Annotated in this window: 16 protein-coding genes; 7 read left to right on the plus strand and 9 right to left on the minus strand. The window is 71.7% G+C overall.

All coding sequences use genetic code 11. The features are described from left to right. Window positions 1–3 precede the first annotated feature (3 nt). Window positions 4–1,086: a helix-turn-helix domain-containing protein gene (locus tag ACN28A_RS13915; RefSeq protein WP_421395562.1), complete on the plus strand. Its 1,083-nt coding sequence runs from the start codon at window positions 4–6 to the stop codon at window positions 1,084–1,086. A 126-nt stretch (window positions 1,087–1,212) separates the two neighbouring features. Here the strand turns inward: ACN28A_RS13915 and ACN28A_RS13920 are convergent, their stop codons facing one another. After that, complete coding sequence (locus tag ACN28A_RS13920) at window positions 1,213–1,644, minus strand: SufE family protein (protein WP_421395564.1); 432 nt, start codon at window positions 1,642–1,644, stop codon at window positions 1,213–1,215. A 23-nt stretch (window positions 1,645–1,667) separates the two neighbouring features. Continuing rightward, window positions 1,668–2,093 carry a CBS domain-containing protein gene (locus tag ACN28A_RS13925; RefSeq protein ID WP_421395565.1) on the minus strand — a complete coding sequence of 142 codons (426 nt, stop codon included), beginning with the start codon at window positions 2,091–2,093 and terminating at the stop codon, window positions 1,668–1,670. Window positions 2,094–2,258: 165 nt separating this feature from the next. On the opposite strand from ACN28A_RS13925, the gene ACN28A_RS13930 reads away from it, so the two are divergent. Continuing rightward, window positions 2,259–2,888 (plus strand): dTDP-4-dehydrorhamnose 3,5-epimerase family protein, encoded by a 630-nt coding sequence (locus ACN28A_RS13930; RefSeq protein ID WP_421395567.1) that lies wholly within the window; start codon window positions 2,259–2,261, stop codon window positions 2,886–2,888. A gap of 4 nt (window positions 2,889–2,892) precedes the next feature. Here ACN28A_RS13930 and ACN28A_RS13935 read toward each other — a convergent pair whose 3' ends face one another. Further along, on the minus strand, window positions 2,893–3,291 hold the full coding sequence (locus ACN28A_RS13935; protein WP_421395569.1) for a MerR family transcriptional regulator: 399 nt from the start codon (window positions 3,289–3,291) through the stop codon (window positions 2,893–2,895). Between the two features lie 65 nt (window positions 3,292–3,356). Here ACN28A_RS13935 and ACN28A_RS13940 point away from each other — a divergent pair, with 65 nt between their 5' ends. After that, entirely contained in the window at window positions 3,357–4,577 is a 1,221-nt protein-coding gene (locus tag ACN28A_RS13940; protein WP_421395570.1) for an MFS transporter, read from the plus strand. A gap of 4 nt (window positions 4,578–4,581) precedes the next feature. Here the strand turns inward: ACN28A_RS13940 and ACN28A_RS13945 are convergent, their stop codons facing one another. Continuing rightward, a complete protein-coding gene (locus ACN28A_RS13945) occupies window positions 4,582–6,351 on the minus strand; it encodes a proline--tRNA ligase (protein ID WP_421395572.1) in 1,770 nt (589 codons plus the stop codon). Window positions 6,352–6,532: 181 nt separating this feature from the next. Between ACN28A_RS13945 and ACN28A_RS13950 the strand changes: the two genes are divergently transcribed. Continuing rightward, window positions 6,533–7,303, plus strand: coding sequence for an SGNH/GDSL hydrolase family protein (locus tag ACN28A_RS13950; protein ID WP_421404369.1), 771 nt, complete (start codon window positions 6,533–6,535; stop codon window positions 7,301–7,303). Between the two features lie 3 nt (window positions 7,304–7,306). On the opposite strand, the gene ACN28A_RS13955 is transcribed toward ACN28A_RS13950, so the two are convergent. Next, entirely contained in the window at window positions 7,307–7,918 is a 612-nt protein-coding gene (locus ACN28A_RS13955) for a pentapeptide repeat-containing protein (RefSeq protein ID WP_421395574.1), read from the minus strand. 62 nt (window positions 7,919–7,980) lie between these two features. Here ACN28A_RS13955 and ACN28A_RS13960 point away from each other — a divergent pair, with 62 nt between their 5' ends. Next, window positions 7,981–8,883 (plus strand): sulfurtransferase, encoded by a 903-nt coding sequence (locus ACN28A_RS13960; protein WP_421395575.1) that lies wholly within the window; start codon window positions 7,981–7,983, stop codon window positions 8,881–8,883. 95 nt (window positions 8,884–8,978) lie between these two features. Here ACN28A_RS13960 and ACN28A_RS13965 read toward each other — a convergent pair whose 3' ends face one another. Beyond that, entirely contained in the window at window positions 8,979–10,463 is a 1,485-nt protein-coding gene (locus tag ACN28A_RS13965; RefSeq protein WP_421395577.1) for a hypothetical protein, read from the minus strand. Window positions 10,464–10,602: 139 nt separating this feature from the next. Continuing rightward, on the minus strand, window positions 10,603–10,860 hold the full coding sequence (locus tag ACN28A_RS13970) for a flavin reductase (protein WP_421395578.1): 258 nt from the start codon (window positions 10,858–10,860) through the stop codon (window positions 10,603–10,605). Between the two features lie 572 nt (window positions 10,861–11,432). Between ACN28A_RS13970 and ACN28A_RS13975 the strand changes: the two genes are divergently transcribed. Both ACN28A_RS13975 and ACN28A_RS13980 read left to right on the plus strand, forming a co-directional pair. After that, the gene (locus tag ACN28A_RS13975; RefSeq protein ID WP_421395579.1) at window positions 11,433–12,245 is read left to right on the plus strand and encodes a Scr1 family TA system antitoxin-like transcriptional regulator; all 813 of its coding nucleotides are present in this window, start codon (window positions 11,433–11,435) and stop codon (window positions 12,243–12,245) included. Then, on the plus strand, window positions 12,236–12,424 hold the full coding sequence (locus tag ACN28A_RS13980) for a DUF397 domain-containing protein (RefSeq protein ID WP_421395581.1): 189 nt from the start codon (window positions 12,236–12,238) through the stop codon (window positions 12,422–12,424). Before ACN28A_RS13975 ends, ACN28A_RS13980 begins: the two co-directional genes overlap by 10 nt. A gap of 292 nt (window positions 12,425–12,716) precedes the next feature. On the opposite strand, the gene ACN28A_RS13985 is transcribed toward ACN28A_RS13980, so the two are convergent. Both ACN28A_RS13985 and ACN28A_RS13990 read right to left on the minus strand, forming a co-directional pair. Beyond that, complete coding sequence (locus ACN28A_RS13985; RefSeq protein ID WP_421395582.1) at window positions 12,717–13,286, minus strand: NUDIX domain-containing protein; 570 nt, start codon at window positions 13,284–13,286, stop codon at window positions 12,717–12,719. A gap of 26 nt (window positions 13,287–13,312) precedes the next feature. Continuing rightward, window positions 13,313–14,161, minus strand: a complete 849-nt coding sequence (locus tag ACN28A_RS13990) for a phosphotransferase family protein (protein ID WP_421395583.1) — start codon at window positions 14,159–14,161, stop codon at window positions 13,313–13,315. Between the last annotated feature and the right edge of the window lie 96 nt (window positions 14,162–14,257).

The raw sequence follows: 14,257 nt of genomic DNA on the forward strand, positions 1-14,257 counted from the left end.
CGGATGGATCACGTCGGCGCAAGGCTGAGGGTGGCGCGCACGGACGCCCAGGTCACCCTGACCCAGATGGCGGCCCGCACCAACTACAGCAAGAGTCATCTGTGCAACGTCGAGCTCGGCAAACGGCCGGCCACCCCGGACCTGGTCCTGGCCTACGAGCGCGTGTTGGGAGACAGCGTGAACCGCAGAGGTGCCCTCGCGCTCGCCGCGACCGTCGTCGTCTCCTCCGCCGTCGCGGAGCTGGTGCAGCACGGCTTCGCCGCCGCCATCGCGCCCCGGCGGGACGTCGACGAGTGGGTCGCCCGCGCCGAGGCGTACGGGCAGGACTACATGTCGCTCGGTGCCGCACAACTGCAGGCCCGGCTCGCCGCCGACCTGGTGGTGCTGCAACAGGAGCTGGACAGTCCGCACCTGTGGGGCGTCGCCGCCCGGTTGATGACCGTGCACGGCAAGACGTTGCCCGGCAACGACGGTGGCCGGGGAGCGATCCGGTCGTACGAGATGGCCGCGATCGCGGCGGACCGCTCCGGCGACCTGGCCACCCGGGTCTGGGTGCGCGGCCGGGCCGCCCTGGCGCTGGCCTACGAGGGGGCGCACCTGCCGGTCGCCGCCCGCTTCGCCGAGCAGGCGGTGGCGCTCACCGACCGGCCGACCCTGGGCCGGCTGACCGCGCTGACCGCCCAGGCGCACGTCGCCGCCTGCCGGGGCGACGCCGCCACCGCGCTGGCCGGGCTGGACGACGCCCGCCGGATCTTCGACACCGCCGGCAGCTCGGAACAGGTCTCGGACTTCGCGGTGCCGCAGTGGCGGTTCCACACCTTCGAGTCGATGCTGCTGTCCCGGCTCGGCCATCCGAGGGCGGTGGCCGCGCAGGACCAGGCGGACCGGACCCGCCCGGACAGCCTGCCCCGGTTCGCCACCCACATCGAACTGCACCGGGGACTGCTGATGGCCTCCGCCGGAGACGCGGCCGGCGGACTCGGCTACGCCCGGCGGGCGCTGGACCGGCTGCCGCCGGAGCGGCACAGCCTCTCGCTGCGGCTGATGCTGGCCGAGGTGGAACGGGCGGCCGGCGCGGTGCCCTGAGCACTCGACCCGTCCTCGGTTCCGGCTTCCGACCCGTCCCTCGGCAACTCCAGACTCATCGACGATCGGCGATGCTGTTGCACGTGAAACGTCGCCCGGGCTCGGCCGGCGTGCGCGCCGCACCCATCAGCCGAGCTGTTCGCGTACCTGCCGTTTGAGGCGGGCCAGGATGGCGTTGCCGCCGCGTACCCGCAGTGGGCTGATCGCCTGGGCCAGCCCCATCCGCTGGTAGAGGTCGTCCGGTACCGCCAGCACCTCGTCGGCGCTCGCCCCGGCCAGCCCTTCGGCCAGGATCCCGGCGAAGGCCCGGGTGGTCGGCGCCTCCGGCGGACAGTCGAACCAGGTCGTCACGGTACGGTCGGCGGCCACCTCGGCCCGCAGGAAGAACGCGGTCTGGCACTCCGGGACCTGCTCCATCCCGGCGTGCCCGGTCAGCTCCGCCGGCAGCGGCGGCACGGCGTCGGAGTACTCCAGCAGCATCTCGAGGACCACGTCCCGGGGAGCGGCGGCGAACTCCGCCACGATCTCGGCGAGCTTCGGCGGCATCGACTGCGGCATGGACCCCAGGCTACCGAGCCGGTTCAGCGGCCCGGACTGGCCTCGCTGATCTCGCTCAGCGCCGACGACGGGTCCAGGCGCATCGCCAGGTCGCCCAGGGAGACGATGCCGACCAGTTGGCGGTCGCTGTCGCAGACCAGGATCCGGCGTACGGCCCGCTCCCGCATCAGCGAGGCGGCCTCGGCGGCCGTGGAGTTCTGTTCGATCATCACGATCTCCCGCGAGGTCACCTCGCCGAGGGTGGTCTGCCGGGCGTCCCGGCCGTCCGCGACAGCGCGGATCACGATGTCGCGGTCGGTCACCATGCCGAACAGGCTCGACCCGTCCGTCACCACCACGTCGCCGATGTCGGCGTCGCGCATCGCGCGGGCGGCCTCGTCCAGAGTGGTGGCCACCGGCAGATAGACGATGTTTCTCGTCATGACGTCACGGACTCTGACATCGGTCACAGCGTGCCTCCGAACCCCCGGTTCACCGATACCACCTGCTACCCGCTGGCCGGCACGCTAACACCATGTCAGGTTTCCGATCGGCCACTTTGGGTTGCCGGACGGTAGCGTGCGGTTGGTCCGGATAAGTCGCCTGCGATCCCCGCGTGACCTGAGTGAGGTGCGATGAAGGCCACCGAGCTGCCCATCTCCGGCGCCTGGGAGTTCCTCCCGCAGCAGTTCTCCGACGACCGGGGCAGGCTACTCGTCTGGTACGACGCGGCCGTCTTCGCCGACGCGCTCGGCTTCGAACTCGCGGTGGCCCAGGTCAACCAGAGCGTCTCCCGGCGCGGCGTGGTCCGAGGCGTGCACTGGGCGGACGTGCCGATCGGCCAGGCGAAGTACGTCTCCTGCCCGCGCGGCGCCGTGCTCGACATGGTGGTCGACCTGCGGGTCGGTTCGCCGACCTTCGGCCGGCACGAGGTGACCAGGCTGGACGCCGTCGACAACCGGGCCGTCTATCTGCCCGAGGGGGTCGGGCACGCCTTCGTGGCGCTGGAGGAGGAGAGCGTCGTCAGCTACCTCTGCTCCGCCCGGTACGCCCCGGCCCGGGAGCGGATCGTGCACGTCCGGGACCCCGAACTCGCACTGCCCTGGCCGGCCGACGTCGACCCGATCCTCTCCGAGCGCGACGCCGACGCGCCCGGCCTGGCCGAGCTGCGCGCTGCCGACCTGCTGCCCCGGTACGCCGACTGCCAGCGGCTCTACCAGGCACAGCGGTCCCGCCGGGGCAGCCGGCCGACGGACCAGGTGTAGCGGGTCAGGACGCCGTAGAGGCTTCGGGGGCGGCATCCGGACGATCGGCGCCGCGTACCGCGTCGAGATACTCCGTGATCGCATCCCTGTTGCGGGTGAGAAACCTGATGCGCTCGGCCATGCGATCGCGCTCGTCCTCCAGCGTGGCGATCATCTCCGGGGTCGCGTCGGCGAAGTGGATGGCCCGGGGCTTGTCGAGGCAGGGAAGGATCTGTTTGATGATCCGGGTCGGCAGTCCGGCGTCGAGCAGCCCCCTGATCTGCATGACCCGGTCCACGGAGCGTTCGTCGTACGTGCGGTAGCCGTTCGTGCAGCGATCGGGCAGGATCAGTCTCTGCTCCTCGTAGTAGCGCAGCAGCCGCCGGGGGGTGCCGGTGCGTTCCGACAGCTCTCCGATTCGCATGTGACCTACCTCATCTACCGGCGGTTTGACCTTCACATCAATGTGATGGTTCGAGCATACGCAGCATGCGAACCCACACCACGGAGCCCGTACGGCCAACCGGTTCCGGCACCGTCGGCGAGCTCCCCCTGCCGGCGCTCCTGGCACTCGCCACGGCGGTCTTCATCACCAGCCTGACCGAGACGCTGCCCGCCGGTCTGCTGCCCGCGATGAGTGCCGATCTCGACGTCAGCGAATCCGCCACCGGGCAGACGGTGACGATCTATGCGATCGGAACCGCACTCACCGCGATCCCGCTGACCGCGGCCACCGCGGGCTGGCGGCGCAAGCGTCTGCTGCTGACGGCGATGACAGGCTTCGCCGCCGCGAACACCGTCACCGCACTCTCGGCGAGCTATCCCCTGACCATGGCGGCCCGGTTCGTCGCCGGGGTGGCCGCAGGTCTGGCCTGGGCACTGCTCGCCGGATACGCCCGCCGCATGGCACCCGTCCATCTCCAGGGCAAGGCCATCGCGATCGCCATGGCTGGAATTCCGGTCGCGCTGTCGCTGGGCGTGCCCGCGGGAACCTTCGTCGGCAGAGCGGTGAACTGGCAGGTGGCGTTCCTGCTCATGACCGGGCTCACCGTCGTCCTGCTCGGATGGATCACCGCGGCTGTTCCGGACTACCCCGGACAGCGGACCGAGGGCCGCCGCACCCCGATGTCGCACGCGTTCACCCTCCCCGGCGTGCCGGCAGTCCTCTCCGTCACCCTGGTCTTCGTCCTGGCGCACACCATCCTCTACACCTACGTCGCCACGTTCCTCGAACACCGCGACATGGGCGGCTCGACCGACCTCGTACTGCTGGTCTTCGGCGCCGCCTCCATGGTGAGCATCTGGAGCGTGGGCGTGCACATCCACCGCCGACTGCGGCTTCTCACCATCACCAGCGTGTTCCTTGTCGCCGTGGCAGCCACCATCCTGGCCGTGCTGGCCGACAGCCCCGCCCTGGTCTACGCCGCGGTCACGCTCTGGGGCCTCGGCTGGGGTGGCGCCCCCACCCTCCTACAGACTGCCGTGGGCGACGCGGGCGGCGAGGCGGCAGACGCCGCACAGGCGATGCTCGTCACCCTGTGGAACGTGGCCATGGCCGGTGGCGGAGTCGTCGGTGGCGTCCTCCTCGACCGGCTCGGCACCTCGTCCTTGCCCTGGAGCGTCCTTGCGCTGCTGGTGCCGGTGCTGGTCGTCGTGATCGTCGCCCGCACACATGGTTTCCCCACCGAGCGAGTGCGGACGACCCGGTGAGCGCCTATGCCGGACCTGCCGAGCCGGGACCCGTCGACCCGGTCAGCCGGGCCAGCAGTTCCGCCGCCGAGAGTTCGCTGCGGTCTCCGGTGGCGCGGTCGCGCAGCTCGACGTACCCGTCGGCCCAGCGGCGGCCGACCACGACGGTGCGCGGGATACCGATCAGCTCGGCGTCGGCGAACTTGACCCCGGCCGAGACGTGCGTCCGGTCGTCGACAAGCACCCGCAGGCCGCCCCCGGCAAGCTGCCCGCCGAGTTCCAGCGCCGCCTCCAACTGCGGCCCCTTACCGGCGGCCACCAGGTGTACGTCGCACGGCGCCACCGCCGCCGGCCAGACCAGTCCCCGCTCGTCGTGGTGCTGTTCGGCGATCGCCGCGACCGCCCGGGACACCCCGATGCCGTAGCAGCCCATCGTCAGCCGGACCGGCTTGCCGTCCTGGCCGAGCACGTCGACCCGGAACGCGTCGGTGTAGCGCCGGCCGAGCTGGAAGACGTGCCCGATCTCGATGCCCCGGCGGATCGTCAGCCGCCCCGGCCGGCAGGCCGGACACGGGTCGCCGGCCCGGACCTCGGCCGCCTCGATCGTCCCGTCCGGGGTGAAGTCCCGCCCGCAGACCACGTCGGTGGCGTGCCGGCCCGGCTCGTTGGCGCCGGTCAGCCAGGCGGTGCCGGGCGCCACCCGGGGATCGACCAGGTAGCGGATGCCGAGCTTGGCCAGCACCTGCGGGCCGATGTAGCCGCGGACCAACTCGGGCCGGTCGGCGAAACCGTCGAACATCGACACGGTGGCCGGGCTGAGCGTCGCGGCGAGCCGCCTGAGGTCGACGTCACGGTCCCCGGGTACGCCGACGACAAGCAGCTCCGGCTCGGCCGACCCGGGCCGGCGCAGCTCGACGACCACGTTCTTCAGGGTCTCGGCGGCGGTCCAGTCGGCCCGGCCGCCGAGCCGGCGGTCGTTGGCGAGCGCGACCAGGGACTCGATGGTCGGCGTCTCCGGGGTGTCGTGCACCTGCGCCGAGGGGTGCGCGTACGGGTCGCCGGCCGGTGCCGGCGGGGTGGCCACCGCCTCGGTGTTGGCCGCGTAGTCGCAGGCGGTACAGCCGACGAAGGTGTCCTCGCCGACCTCGGTGGCGGCGAGGAACTCCTCCGACGCCGAGCCGCCCATCGCGCCCGAGGTCGCCGCGACGATGGTGTACGCCAAGCCGAGCCGGTCGAAGATCCGCTGGTACGCCGCCCGGTGCCGTTCGTACGCCGCCGCCAGCCCCGGCTGGTCCAGGTCGAAGGAGTAGGAGTCCTTCATCAGGAACTCCCGCCCGCGCAGCAGCCCGGCCCGGGGCCGAGCCTCGTCCCGGTACTTCGGCTGCACCTGGAAGATCGACACCGGGAAGTCCCGGTAGGAGGTGAAGGTGTCCCGGACCAGCAGGGCCGCCATCTCCTCGTGGGTCGGGCCGAGCAGGAACTCGGCCCCCCGCCGGTCGGTCAGGGTGAAGATGTCGTCGCCGTACTCGGTCCACCGGCCGGTCGTCTCGTACGGCTCCCGGGGCAGCAGGGCCGGGAAGAGCACCTCCTGGCCGCCGATCGCGGCCATCTCGGCCCGGACGACCTCGGCGACCCGGTCCAGCACCAGCCGGCCGAGCGGGAGCCAGGTGTAGCCGCCCGGTGCGGCGCGACGGATGTAGCCGGCCCGCACCAGCAGCCGATGGCTCGGCACCTCCGCGTCGGCCGGGTCCTCGCGCAGCGTACGGAGAAAAAGCGTGGACATCCGGAGCAGCATCCGGGCAGCGTAGACCGGCGACCGGAACCCGGGCACCGAATTGTCGCCCGACGCCGGCCTTGCCGGACAGCTCGCATGGCTGCGGTCCCGGTCACCTTCGGGCCTGGGGCGTGCCCCGGCCGCCGTCGGGCTGACAGACTGCGGTCGCTGGGAGTGGAACGTGGTGCAGGGGAGGCGCGAGGTGCGCTGGCGCAGCTTCGTGGCGGTGGGGGACAGCTTCACCGAGGGACTTGACGACGCGTACCCGGACGGCAGCTTCCGGGGCTGGGCCGACCTGGTGGCCGCGACACTGGCCGCCTCGGCCGGCCCGGATTTCGGGTACGCCAACCTGGCGATCCGGGGCCGGCTCTTCGACAACGTGGTGGCCGAGCAGGTGCCCGCCGCCCTCGACATGCGCCCCGACCTGGTCAGTTTCGCCGCCGGTGGCAACGACGTGCTGCGCCGCAGCTGCGACCCGTACGCGCTGGTCGAGCGCGCGGACCAGGTGATCAGGGAGATCCGGGCAACCGGCGCGGACGTGCTGCTGTTCCGGTTCGCCAACGTGATGGCCCGGCTGCCCGGCCAGCGGATCCTCGGCCCCCGGGTCGCGGTCCTCAACCAGGGCATCGGGGAGATCGCGGAGCGGCACGACGCCACCCTGGTCGACCTCTACGCCGACGACGTCTTCCTCAACCCGGTGCTGTGGAGTCCCGACCGGCTGCACCTGTCGGCCGCCGGGCACCGCCGGGTCGCGGCCCGGGTGCTGACCGCCCTCGGAGTCTCCCCGGACGAGGGCTGGCTGGTCGTCCCGCCGCATCCCGCACCGACACCGTGGCTGGCCGCCCGTGGCGCGGACCTGCGCTGGCTGCGGCAGTACCTCGCGCCGTGGGTCAGGCGTCGGCTCACCGGCCGGTCGTCCGGCGACACGCTCCTCGCCAAGCGCCCGCTGCTGGAGCCGTACGTCGACCGTTGAGGGTCAGCCGACCTGGAAGCCGAGGGCCTGGGCGAGCACTATCGTCTGGGTCGGGTCGACGATCGCGCCGGAGCGTTCCACAGTGGTCGGGTCGAGGGTGCTGAGGTCGCTGCCGCGCAGGTCGCAGCGGACGAACCGGGCGGCGCGCAGTTGCGCACCGGAGAGGTCGACCCCGGTCAGGATCGCGTCGGTGCAGTTCGCGCCGGTCAGGTCCGCCTCGCGCATCCGTACGCCCTGGATGGTCACACCGCGCAGGTCGGCACCGGAGAGGCCGACGAAGGACCAGTCCCCGCCGAGTACGGTCAGTGGCCGGACCGCCGAGGAGGCGAAGGTGCTGCCGACCAGCTTGCAGCCGGCGAACTCGGCCTCGAAGAAGTTGCACCTGGTGAAGGTGCAGCGCAGAAACGCCGAGTCGGTGTGCCGGGAGGCGTTGAACCGGACGTTGCCGAAGACGCAGTTGGTGAAGCTGCTCCGCTCCAGAGTCGCCTCGGTCAGGTCGACGTCGAAGAACTCGCAGTCGACGTACTCGTGTTCGACGAACTCGTCGCCGTACCAGTCCTCGCGCCGGAACGTCCGACCCTCGTGTCGTACGCCTGTCCGGGTCGGCTCCGTCATGTGACGACGGTAACCGAGGCGAGCCGCACTCCCGCGCCGACCGTCCGGCGTACGGTGGGGCCATGCCGATGCCGAGCGATCCCGCACCGAGCCTCCAGGGTTACGCCGACCCGCAGCGACTGGTCAGCACCGAGTGGCTGGCCGAGCACCTGGGCCAACCCGGGCTGGTCGTGGTCGAGTCGGACGAGGACGTGCTGCTCTACGAGACCGGTCACATCCCCGGCGCGATCAAGGTCGACTGGCATCTTGAGCTGAACGACCAGGTGACCCGGGACTACCTCGACGCCGAGGCGTTCGCCAGGCTCTGCGCGGCCAAGGGCATCGGCCGGGACGACACGATCGTCTTCTACGGCGACAACTTCAACTGGTGGGCGGCGTACGCGCTCTGGGTCTTCACCCTCTTCGGCCACTCCGACGTGCGGCTGCTCGACGGTGGTCGGCAGAAGTGGGTCGCCGAGGGGCGGGAACTCACCCGGGAGAAGACCGACCGGCCGCCGGCCGACTATCCGACCCCGCAGCGGGACGACGCGCCGATCCGGGCGTACCGGGACCAGGTGCTGGCGCACATCGCCGCCGGGCGGCCCCTCGTCGACGTCCGCTCTCCGAAGGAGTACACCGGGGAGCTGACCCACATGCCGGAGTACCCGCAGGAAGGTGCGCTGCGCGGCGGCCACATCCCGGGCGCGCTGAGCAAGCCGTGGAAGTCGGCGGCGAACGACGACGGCACCTTCAAGGGGCCGGACGAGCTGCGGGCGATCTACGCCGACCAGCTCGGGCTGTCGCCGGACGACGACGTGATCGCGTACTGCCGGATCGGCGAGCGGTCCAGCCACACCTGGTTCGTGCTGCGGCACCTGCTCGGCTATCCCCGGGTGCGCAACTACGACGGCTCCTGGACCGAGTGGGGCAACCTGGTCCGGGCCCCCGTGGTCAAGGGCGACCAGCCCGGCGGCCTCGGCTCCTGACCCGGCACGGCGCGGCGGGCGACGCCGTGCCGGGACCCTACGCGGCGGGGACGACCTGCCGGGACCCTACGCGGCGGGGACGACCTGCCGGGACCCTATGCGGCGGGGACGACCTGCCGCACGGCCACCAACCCGGGTACGTCGATACGCTGCCGTATCGTCCAGGTGCGCGGATCGATCCGGAGTACCGCGTCGGGCTGGCCGACGTAGAGCCGGTCACCGGCGGGCGGGGCGACGAGTCCGCGTACCTCGCCCGGGGTGGACCACCGCGGGTCCCTGCCGCGCGTGTAGCCCGCCAGGCCGACCACCTCACGGCCGGCCCCGACCAGCACCGTCCCGGCGGCGTCCACGGCCGACGCGGCCGGCGCGCCGCCGCCCGGATCCGCGCCACCGACTCCGGCGCCCGGGTCCGCGCCGCCCGCTCCGGCGCCGCCCGTCGGCGGGTCGAACCGGAAGCTCTCCAGCACGGTGAGTCCGTCGGGATCGATGGTGGCCAGTGCCCCGCTGCCGGTGTCCGCCACGTAGAGCCGGCTGCCGTCCGGGCTCAGCGTGATCGTGTGCCCGGCCGCCGGCCCCTCCCCGTACGGTGCCGGCAGGTCGATGCAGAACGCCCACCGTTCGGTCAGGTCGAGCGTGTGCACGAACGCGTGTACGTGCGGAGCGTCGTCGCGTGCCCCGTCCGGATCCGCCGTGCCGGCGATCCGGTCCCGGGTGTGTACGTGGTCCGGCTGGTGGGTGTAGAGCGTGAAGAGCCGCTTGCGCACCGGGTCGTGGACCGCCTGCCGGCCCTCGCCGCGCATCTCCTCCTCGGCGCCGGCCGGCACCACCGCCTTGACCCTGGTCAGCAGCGGTTCGATCCGTCCGGAGGCGAGGTCGACGACCCGTACCCGGTAGCGGTCCGGCGCGGTCGGCGGCAGGTAGTCGAGGACGAAGAGTGCCTGCTCGGTCGTGTCGAACGCCTCCGGTTCGAGGTTGCCGGGCAACTCCAGCCGGCGCCGCTCGCCGGCCCCGTCGGCGACCACGATCGTGGTCCGCTCCCGTGGCGCCGGCCGGTACGGGTTGCGCCCCGGCCCGGCGTCGTCGGCGAGCGCCACCAGGTCGCCGTCGACCGAGGTGGTCCGGGCGGTGAGCGCGCCGGTCAGGGTGCCGGCGCTGATCGGGGCGCCGTCCGGCAGCCGGTGACTGGTCAACCGGGTACCCCCGCCGGGGCGCTCGACCCGGACCAGCCGGCGGCCGTCCCCGCTGAGCACCGCCGGTGCGGGCTGGACCAGCAGCCGACCGGTCGCCGCCGCCACCACCGCCAGTCTGCCGTCGGTCAGCTCGACCACGAGCGCGTCCGGTGGTGCCGGTTGCTGGCGGGCGGTCCGCCCGTCGGTCCGGGACCGGCAACCGGCGGTCGCCGAGACCGCTCCGACCCCGGCCGCCCCGAGCAGCACCGCCCCGGCCACCCGCAGCACGCTCCGCCGCGTCGCCGGACCGACCGGCCCGGCCGTGCCGCCGGGCCGGTCCGCCAGGTCGGGTCCGGCCGTCCCGGCACGCCCCGTTGTCTCGTCGCGTTCGCGCTCTGCTGCGGTCGCCATGCCGGATAGAGGCGTGACGCGGTCGGCCGGTTCCTCGCCCACCCCGCGAAGGGCTCAAGATTCTTGTTGTCCTGTGGCGCGTGGCTGACCACAGGACAACAAGAATCTTGGCGGGCCTGTCGGTAGTGGGCAGATCGGGTCAGGGGGGTGGGGTGGGGTGGGGGAGCCAGCGGAGGAATCGGGTGGCCAGGTCGCGGGGGTTGGCGCCGGGCAGGTCCTGCAACGCGTGCTGGAGCTGCGCCGCGAGATAGACAAGTAGCCCGATGCGGTCGTTCCGGTAGGTCCAGAGCAGGCCGAGTCGGGCCGGCTGGCACGGCCAGGGCGCACCGCAGGTCCGGCACCGGAACGACGGTCTCGCGGGTGTGTGCGGACGGAACCGCGCGTGTGGGCCGTACACGACCGTTGCCCCGGCTACCGGAACTCGACTTCGCGGGTCCTGCGGGCCTGTCCCGGGGCGGCCGTGCCGGCGCGGCCGTTGCCCGGTTCACGGCGGGTCTGCGCCTGCCAGGCCGGGCGGTTGCCGCTGCGCCGGGCCCGGGGCGGGTGCGGTGGAGGGTCGGGTGTGATCCGAACCGGCGCCGGACAGCCTGCCGGCGGTGGGCCCGGCCGGTGCAGCGCCGGCACCGAACGCGGACACCGCCAACGACGGCCACAGGCACAGAAGATCCAGAGGAAGTACCAGGCGCGGTGGTGCCGGATGCGTGGGCGATGCCGTCTGGACATTCGAATTCACCTTTCGTGCGATCGTGTTGTGGAAGCGGGGCCGCCCGGTGTCGACGGCACGGCCCCGCGCGGTTCCGCCCGTCATATTCCGATCCCGGGCGGTTCCGCATGCCTTCCACTCTGGACGGCAGTCCCCTAAATTCGTTAGACGTCGATCGTCCTTGTGATTAATCGGCACTGCGCTGCTCGTCGGTGGGTTGGATTGAGTAGGACTGAATAGTTGATCTGTTGTTCGAGGGGGACTGAATGTTGACGGCGCTCCAGCAATCCATGATCGCTTTTATCGCGGACGAGATCCGACGGGCCCGGGTGGTCGCCAACCAGACCCAGGACGCATTCGGTCGGGCCGCCAACTTCTCCGCGACGCACGTGAGTTCGGTGGAGAACGGCACGCGGACGCTGACCCGGCAGTACGTCAAGGGCGCCGACCGCGCGCTGGCGACCGGCGGCCTCTTCGAGCGAATGCTGATCAAGCTCAGCCTGGAGAGCGAGCCGAGCTGGCTGCGGGAGTGGATCGAGATCGAGCGAAAGGCCGAAACCCTCCGCTGGTACGAGTACGCCCTCATCCCGGCCCTGCTACAGACCGAAGCGTATGCCCGAGCAGTCTTCGCCAGTACTGGCGTGCTGAGCGCCGACGAGATCACTACCCGGGTCACCGCCCGGATGGAGCGGAAGGATCTGCTCAGCTCGGAGAAGCCGCCGCAACTTGTCGCTGTTTTGGACGAAGGGCTGCTGCACCGTCCCATCGGCGGCCCGGAAGTCATGCGTGACCAACTGATGCACTTGACGAAGGTGGTAGCGGAGATGTCGCACGTCCGGTTGCAGATCGTGCCCACCTCGGTCGGCGCCTACGCCGGACTGACCGGGCCCTTCGTGGTTGCCACACTGCCTGGTGGCGAGAACCTCGCTTTTCTGGACAACTACCTTAAGGGTGTGGTGGTACAGGATCCGTCGGACGTAGTGTCGATGGGCAAGGCGTGGGAGGTCGTCCGGAGCGAGGCACTGCCACACCAGCAGTCCTCCAAGCTGATATTGGAAGCGGCGGAGCAATGGACCTGACCGGGGCAACCTGGCGCAAGAGCACCCGCAGCAACGGCCACAGTGGCAACTGTGTCGAGGTGGCGGACAACCTGCCGGCGGTCGTCGGGGTGCGGGACAGCAAGGACCCGGATGGTCCCGCGCTCACCTTCGCGACGCAGGCGTGGCGGTCGTTCGTCCGGGACGTCGCCACCCGCTGACCCGCCCGCACCGATCACGTCGCCGTCGCCGAGCGGCGGGCGCGACGCCCCACGCGAGGTCGGCCGGCGTCACCCGCTGCCAGGAGACGTAGACGGTCAAGGTCGCGTGTGGTGGCAGGAATCGGCCCAGCAGGCTGTCGCAACCAAGTCGTCCTTTGCGGGGTGCTCGGTTGAGCAGGATCGTCGCCGAGTCGATGCCACTGGTTGCGGTCTGTTCTCTGCCACGAATCTGCATATGCCGCGAAACCAGTGTCGTCCTTTCGGCAATTGATATTGGTGGCGGCGGTGCCGTTCAGGGAGTTGTCCGCTGGATTTTCGTCCAGAAGCGGACGAAGTGCGGGTCGAAACCGGAGGGGTCGGCGGCAGCTATGTCTACCGGTGTCCACCACCGGGCTTCCCGGAACTCGCCGCTGTCGAGTCGGAGCCGCCGTGCGCGCTCGATCCGCAGCAGGTACCACAGGCTCACGTCGGTGTGCCCGGCGTCCATCCCGACGGTACGGGTCACAGTGAGGAATGCCGGCCGCTCGTCCACCAGACCGCTGTCGACGGGTACGCCCAACTCCTCGTACGCCTCACGGCGGGCGGTTTCGGTGGGATGCTCGTCCGGGTCCACGTGCCCGCCCGGCGGCAACCACAGTCCGGCGTTGACGTGGTCGACAAGCAGCACGCCCCCGTCGACCGGGTCGACGGGTACGACGTAGGAGACCAGGTGGCGGGGTGGGATGGCCGGCTTGACCCGCCGGAACACGTCGTCGGTGCTCCGCAACCAGCCCAGCGTCTCCGACTGGTGACGGGCCTCCAGGTCGTCGGCCGCGACGAGCCCGGAGACGAGATCGTGCACCGCTGCGACCGAGTCACGCATTGCAGGAAGCTCCGTCCGTCGAGGGGTCAGTCGCGGAAGGTGCGGGCCAGGTGGCTGAGCGCGGCGTCGGCGTACCGCCGGTCGGCCGTCGCGCCGAACGCCAGGTCTTCGACCAGCGCGCAGCGGGCATGGAAGGCGGCGCGGGCGAGCAGGCCGGTCCCCGGCCGCTCCAGTCGGGCGGCGACCCGGGCGGCGATGTCCGGGCCGAGATCCCGGTAGATCCGGCCGAGGTCGTGCGCCGGGTCGGCAACCGCCGCGTCGGACCAGTCGAGCACGCCCGTCAGCCTCGTCCGGTCCGGTTCGGCGAGCAGGTGCTCGGCGCCGAGGTCGTTGTGGCAGAACGTCAGCACGTCCGGCTCGGCCGGTGGCGCGGCAGCCAGGAACCGGTCCACCGCCCGGCGTTCTTCGGCCCCGAGCAGTTCGGCGACCTCCGGCAGCACGGCGGCGGTTTCGGCCAGGTAGTCCGCCAGCGGGTAACGGTCCTCCTCGACCAAGCCGGCGACCTGTCGGACCGGGATGCCGTGGATCGCGGTCAGGAACTCCGCGAGCTGGTCGACAAGTGCAGCCGGATCGGCCGGCGGGCGGTCGAGCAGCGAGACACCCGACAGCCTGCGCTGCACCATCAGGCCCGCCTCGGGCGCCGCGGCGACCACCTCGGAGACCGGGACCGGCGAAACCCGGGCGACGACGTCGAGCAGCGCGACCTCCCGTTCGATCGCCGCCGCCACGTCCGTGCCGTCGACCGGCTTCAGCTGGCGGACCACGTACGCCCCGTCCACCTCGTACGCGACGTGGTCGGTGCCCTCGCCGAGCGGCACCAGGGTACGGACGTCCGAGCCCAACAGCCGGCGTACCAGATGGGTCGGATCGGTCATGCCGGCATCCGAGCGGGTACGGGCCGTGCCGCCCTCCGCCGGGTCGGCTCGGACCGACCGGACCGATCCGACGCCGCACCACGGACCAGCTTCCGC

This window comes from Plantactinospora sp. WMMB782, assembly GCF_049179135.1.
Classification (GTDB): domain Bacteria; phylum Actinomycetota; class Actinomycetes; order Mycobacteriales; family Micromonosporaceae; genus Plantactinospora.

What these genes read in the sequence shown, in the direction of transcription:
- ACN28A_RS13915 (WP_421395562.1), top strand. Translation starts at nt 4, where the DNA reads ATGGATCACGTCGGCGCAAGGCTGAGGGTGGCGCGCACGGACGCCCAG.
- ACN28A_RS13920 (WP_421395564.1), bottom strand. Translation starts at nt 1,644, where the DNA reads ATGCCGCAGTCGATGCCGCCGAAGCTCGCCGAGATCGTGGCGGAGTTC.
- ACN28A_RS13930 (WP_421395567.1), top strand. Translation starts at nt 2,259, where the DNA reads ATGAAGGCCACCGAGCTGCCCATCTCCGGCGCCTGGGAGTTCCTCCCG.
- ACN28A_RS13935 (WP_421395569.1), bottom strand. Translation starts at nt 3,291, where the DNA reads ATGCGAATCGGAGAGCTGTCGGAACGCACCGGCACCCCCCGGCGGCTG.
- ACN28A_RS13940 (WP_421395570.1), top strand. Translation starts at nt 3,357, where the DNA reads ATGCGAACCCACACCACGGAGCCCGTACGGCCAACCGGTTCCGGCACC.
- ACN28A_RS13945 (WP_421395572.1), bottom strand. Translation starts at nt 6,351, where the DNA reads ATGCTGCTCCGGATGTCCACGCTTTTTCTCCGTACGCTGCGCGAGGAC.
- ACN28A_RS13955 (WP_421395574.1), bottom strand. Translation starts at nt 7,918, where the DNA reads ATGACGGAGCCGACCCGGACAGGCGTACGACACGAGGGTCGGACGTTC.
- ACN28A_RS13960 (WP_421395575.1), top strand. Translation starts at nt 7,981, where the DNA reads ATGCCGATGCCGAGCGATCCCGCACCGAGCCTCCAGGGTTACGCCGAC.
- ACN28A_RS13965 (WP_421395577.1), bottom strand. Translation starts at nt 10,463, where the DNA reads ATGGCGACCGCAGCAGAGCGCGAACGCGACGAGACAACGGGGCGTGCC.
- ACN28A_RS13975 (WP_421395579.1), top strand. Translation starts at nt 11,433, where the DNA reads ATGTTGACGGCGCTCCAGCAATCCATGATCGCTTTTATCGCGGACGAG.
- ACN28A_RS13980 (WP_421395581.1), top strand. Translation starts at nt 12,236, where the DNA reads ATGGACCTGACCGGGGCAACCTGGCGCAAGAGCACCCGCAGCAACGGC.
- ACN28A_RS13985 (WP_421395582.1), bottom strand. Translation starts at nt 13,286, where the DNA reads ATGCGTGACTCGGTCGCAGCGGTGCACGATCTCGTCTCCGGGCTCGTC.
- ACN28A_RS13990 (WP_421395583.1), bottom strand. Translation starts at nt 14,161, where the DNA reads ATGACCGATCCGACCCATCTGGTACGCCGGCTGTTGGGCTCGGACGTC.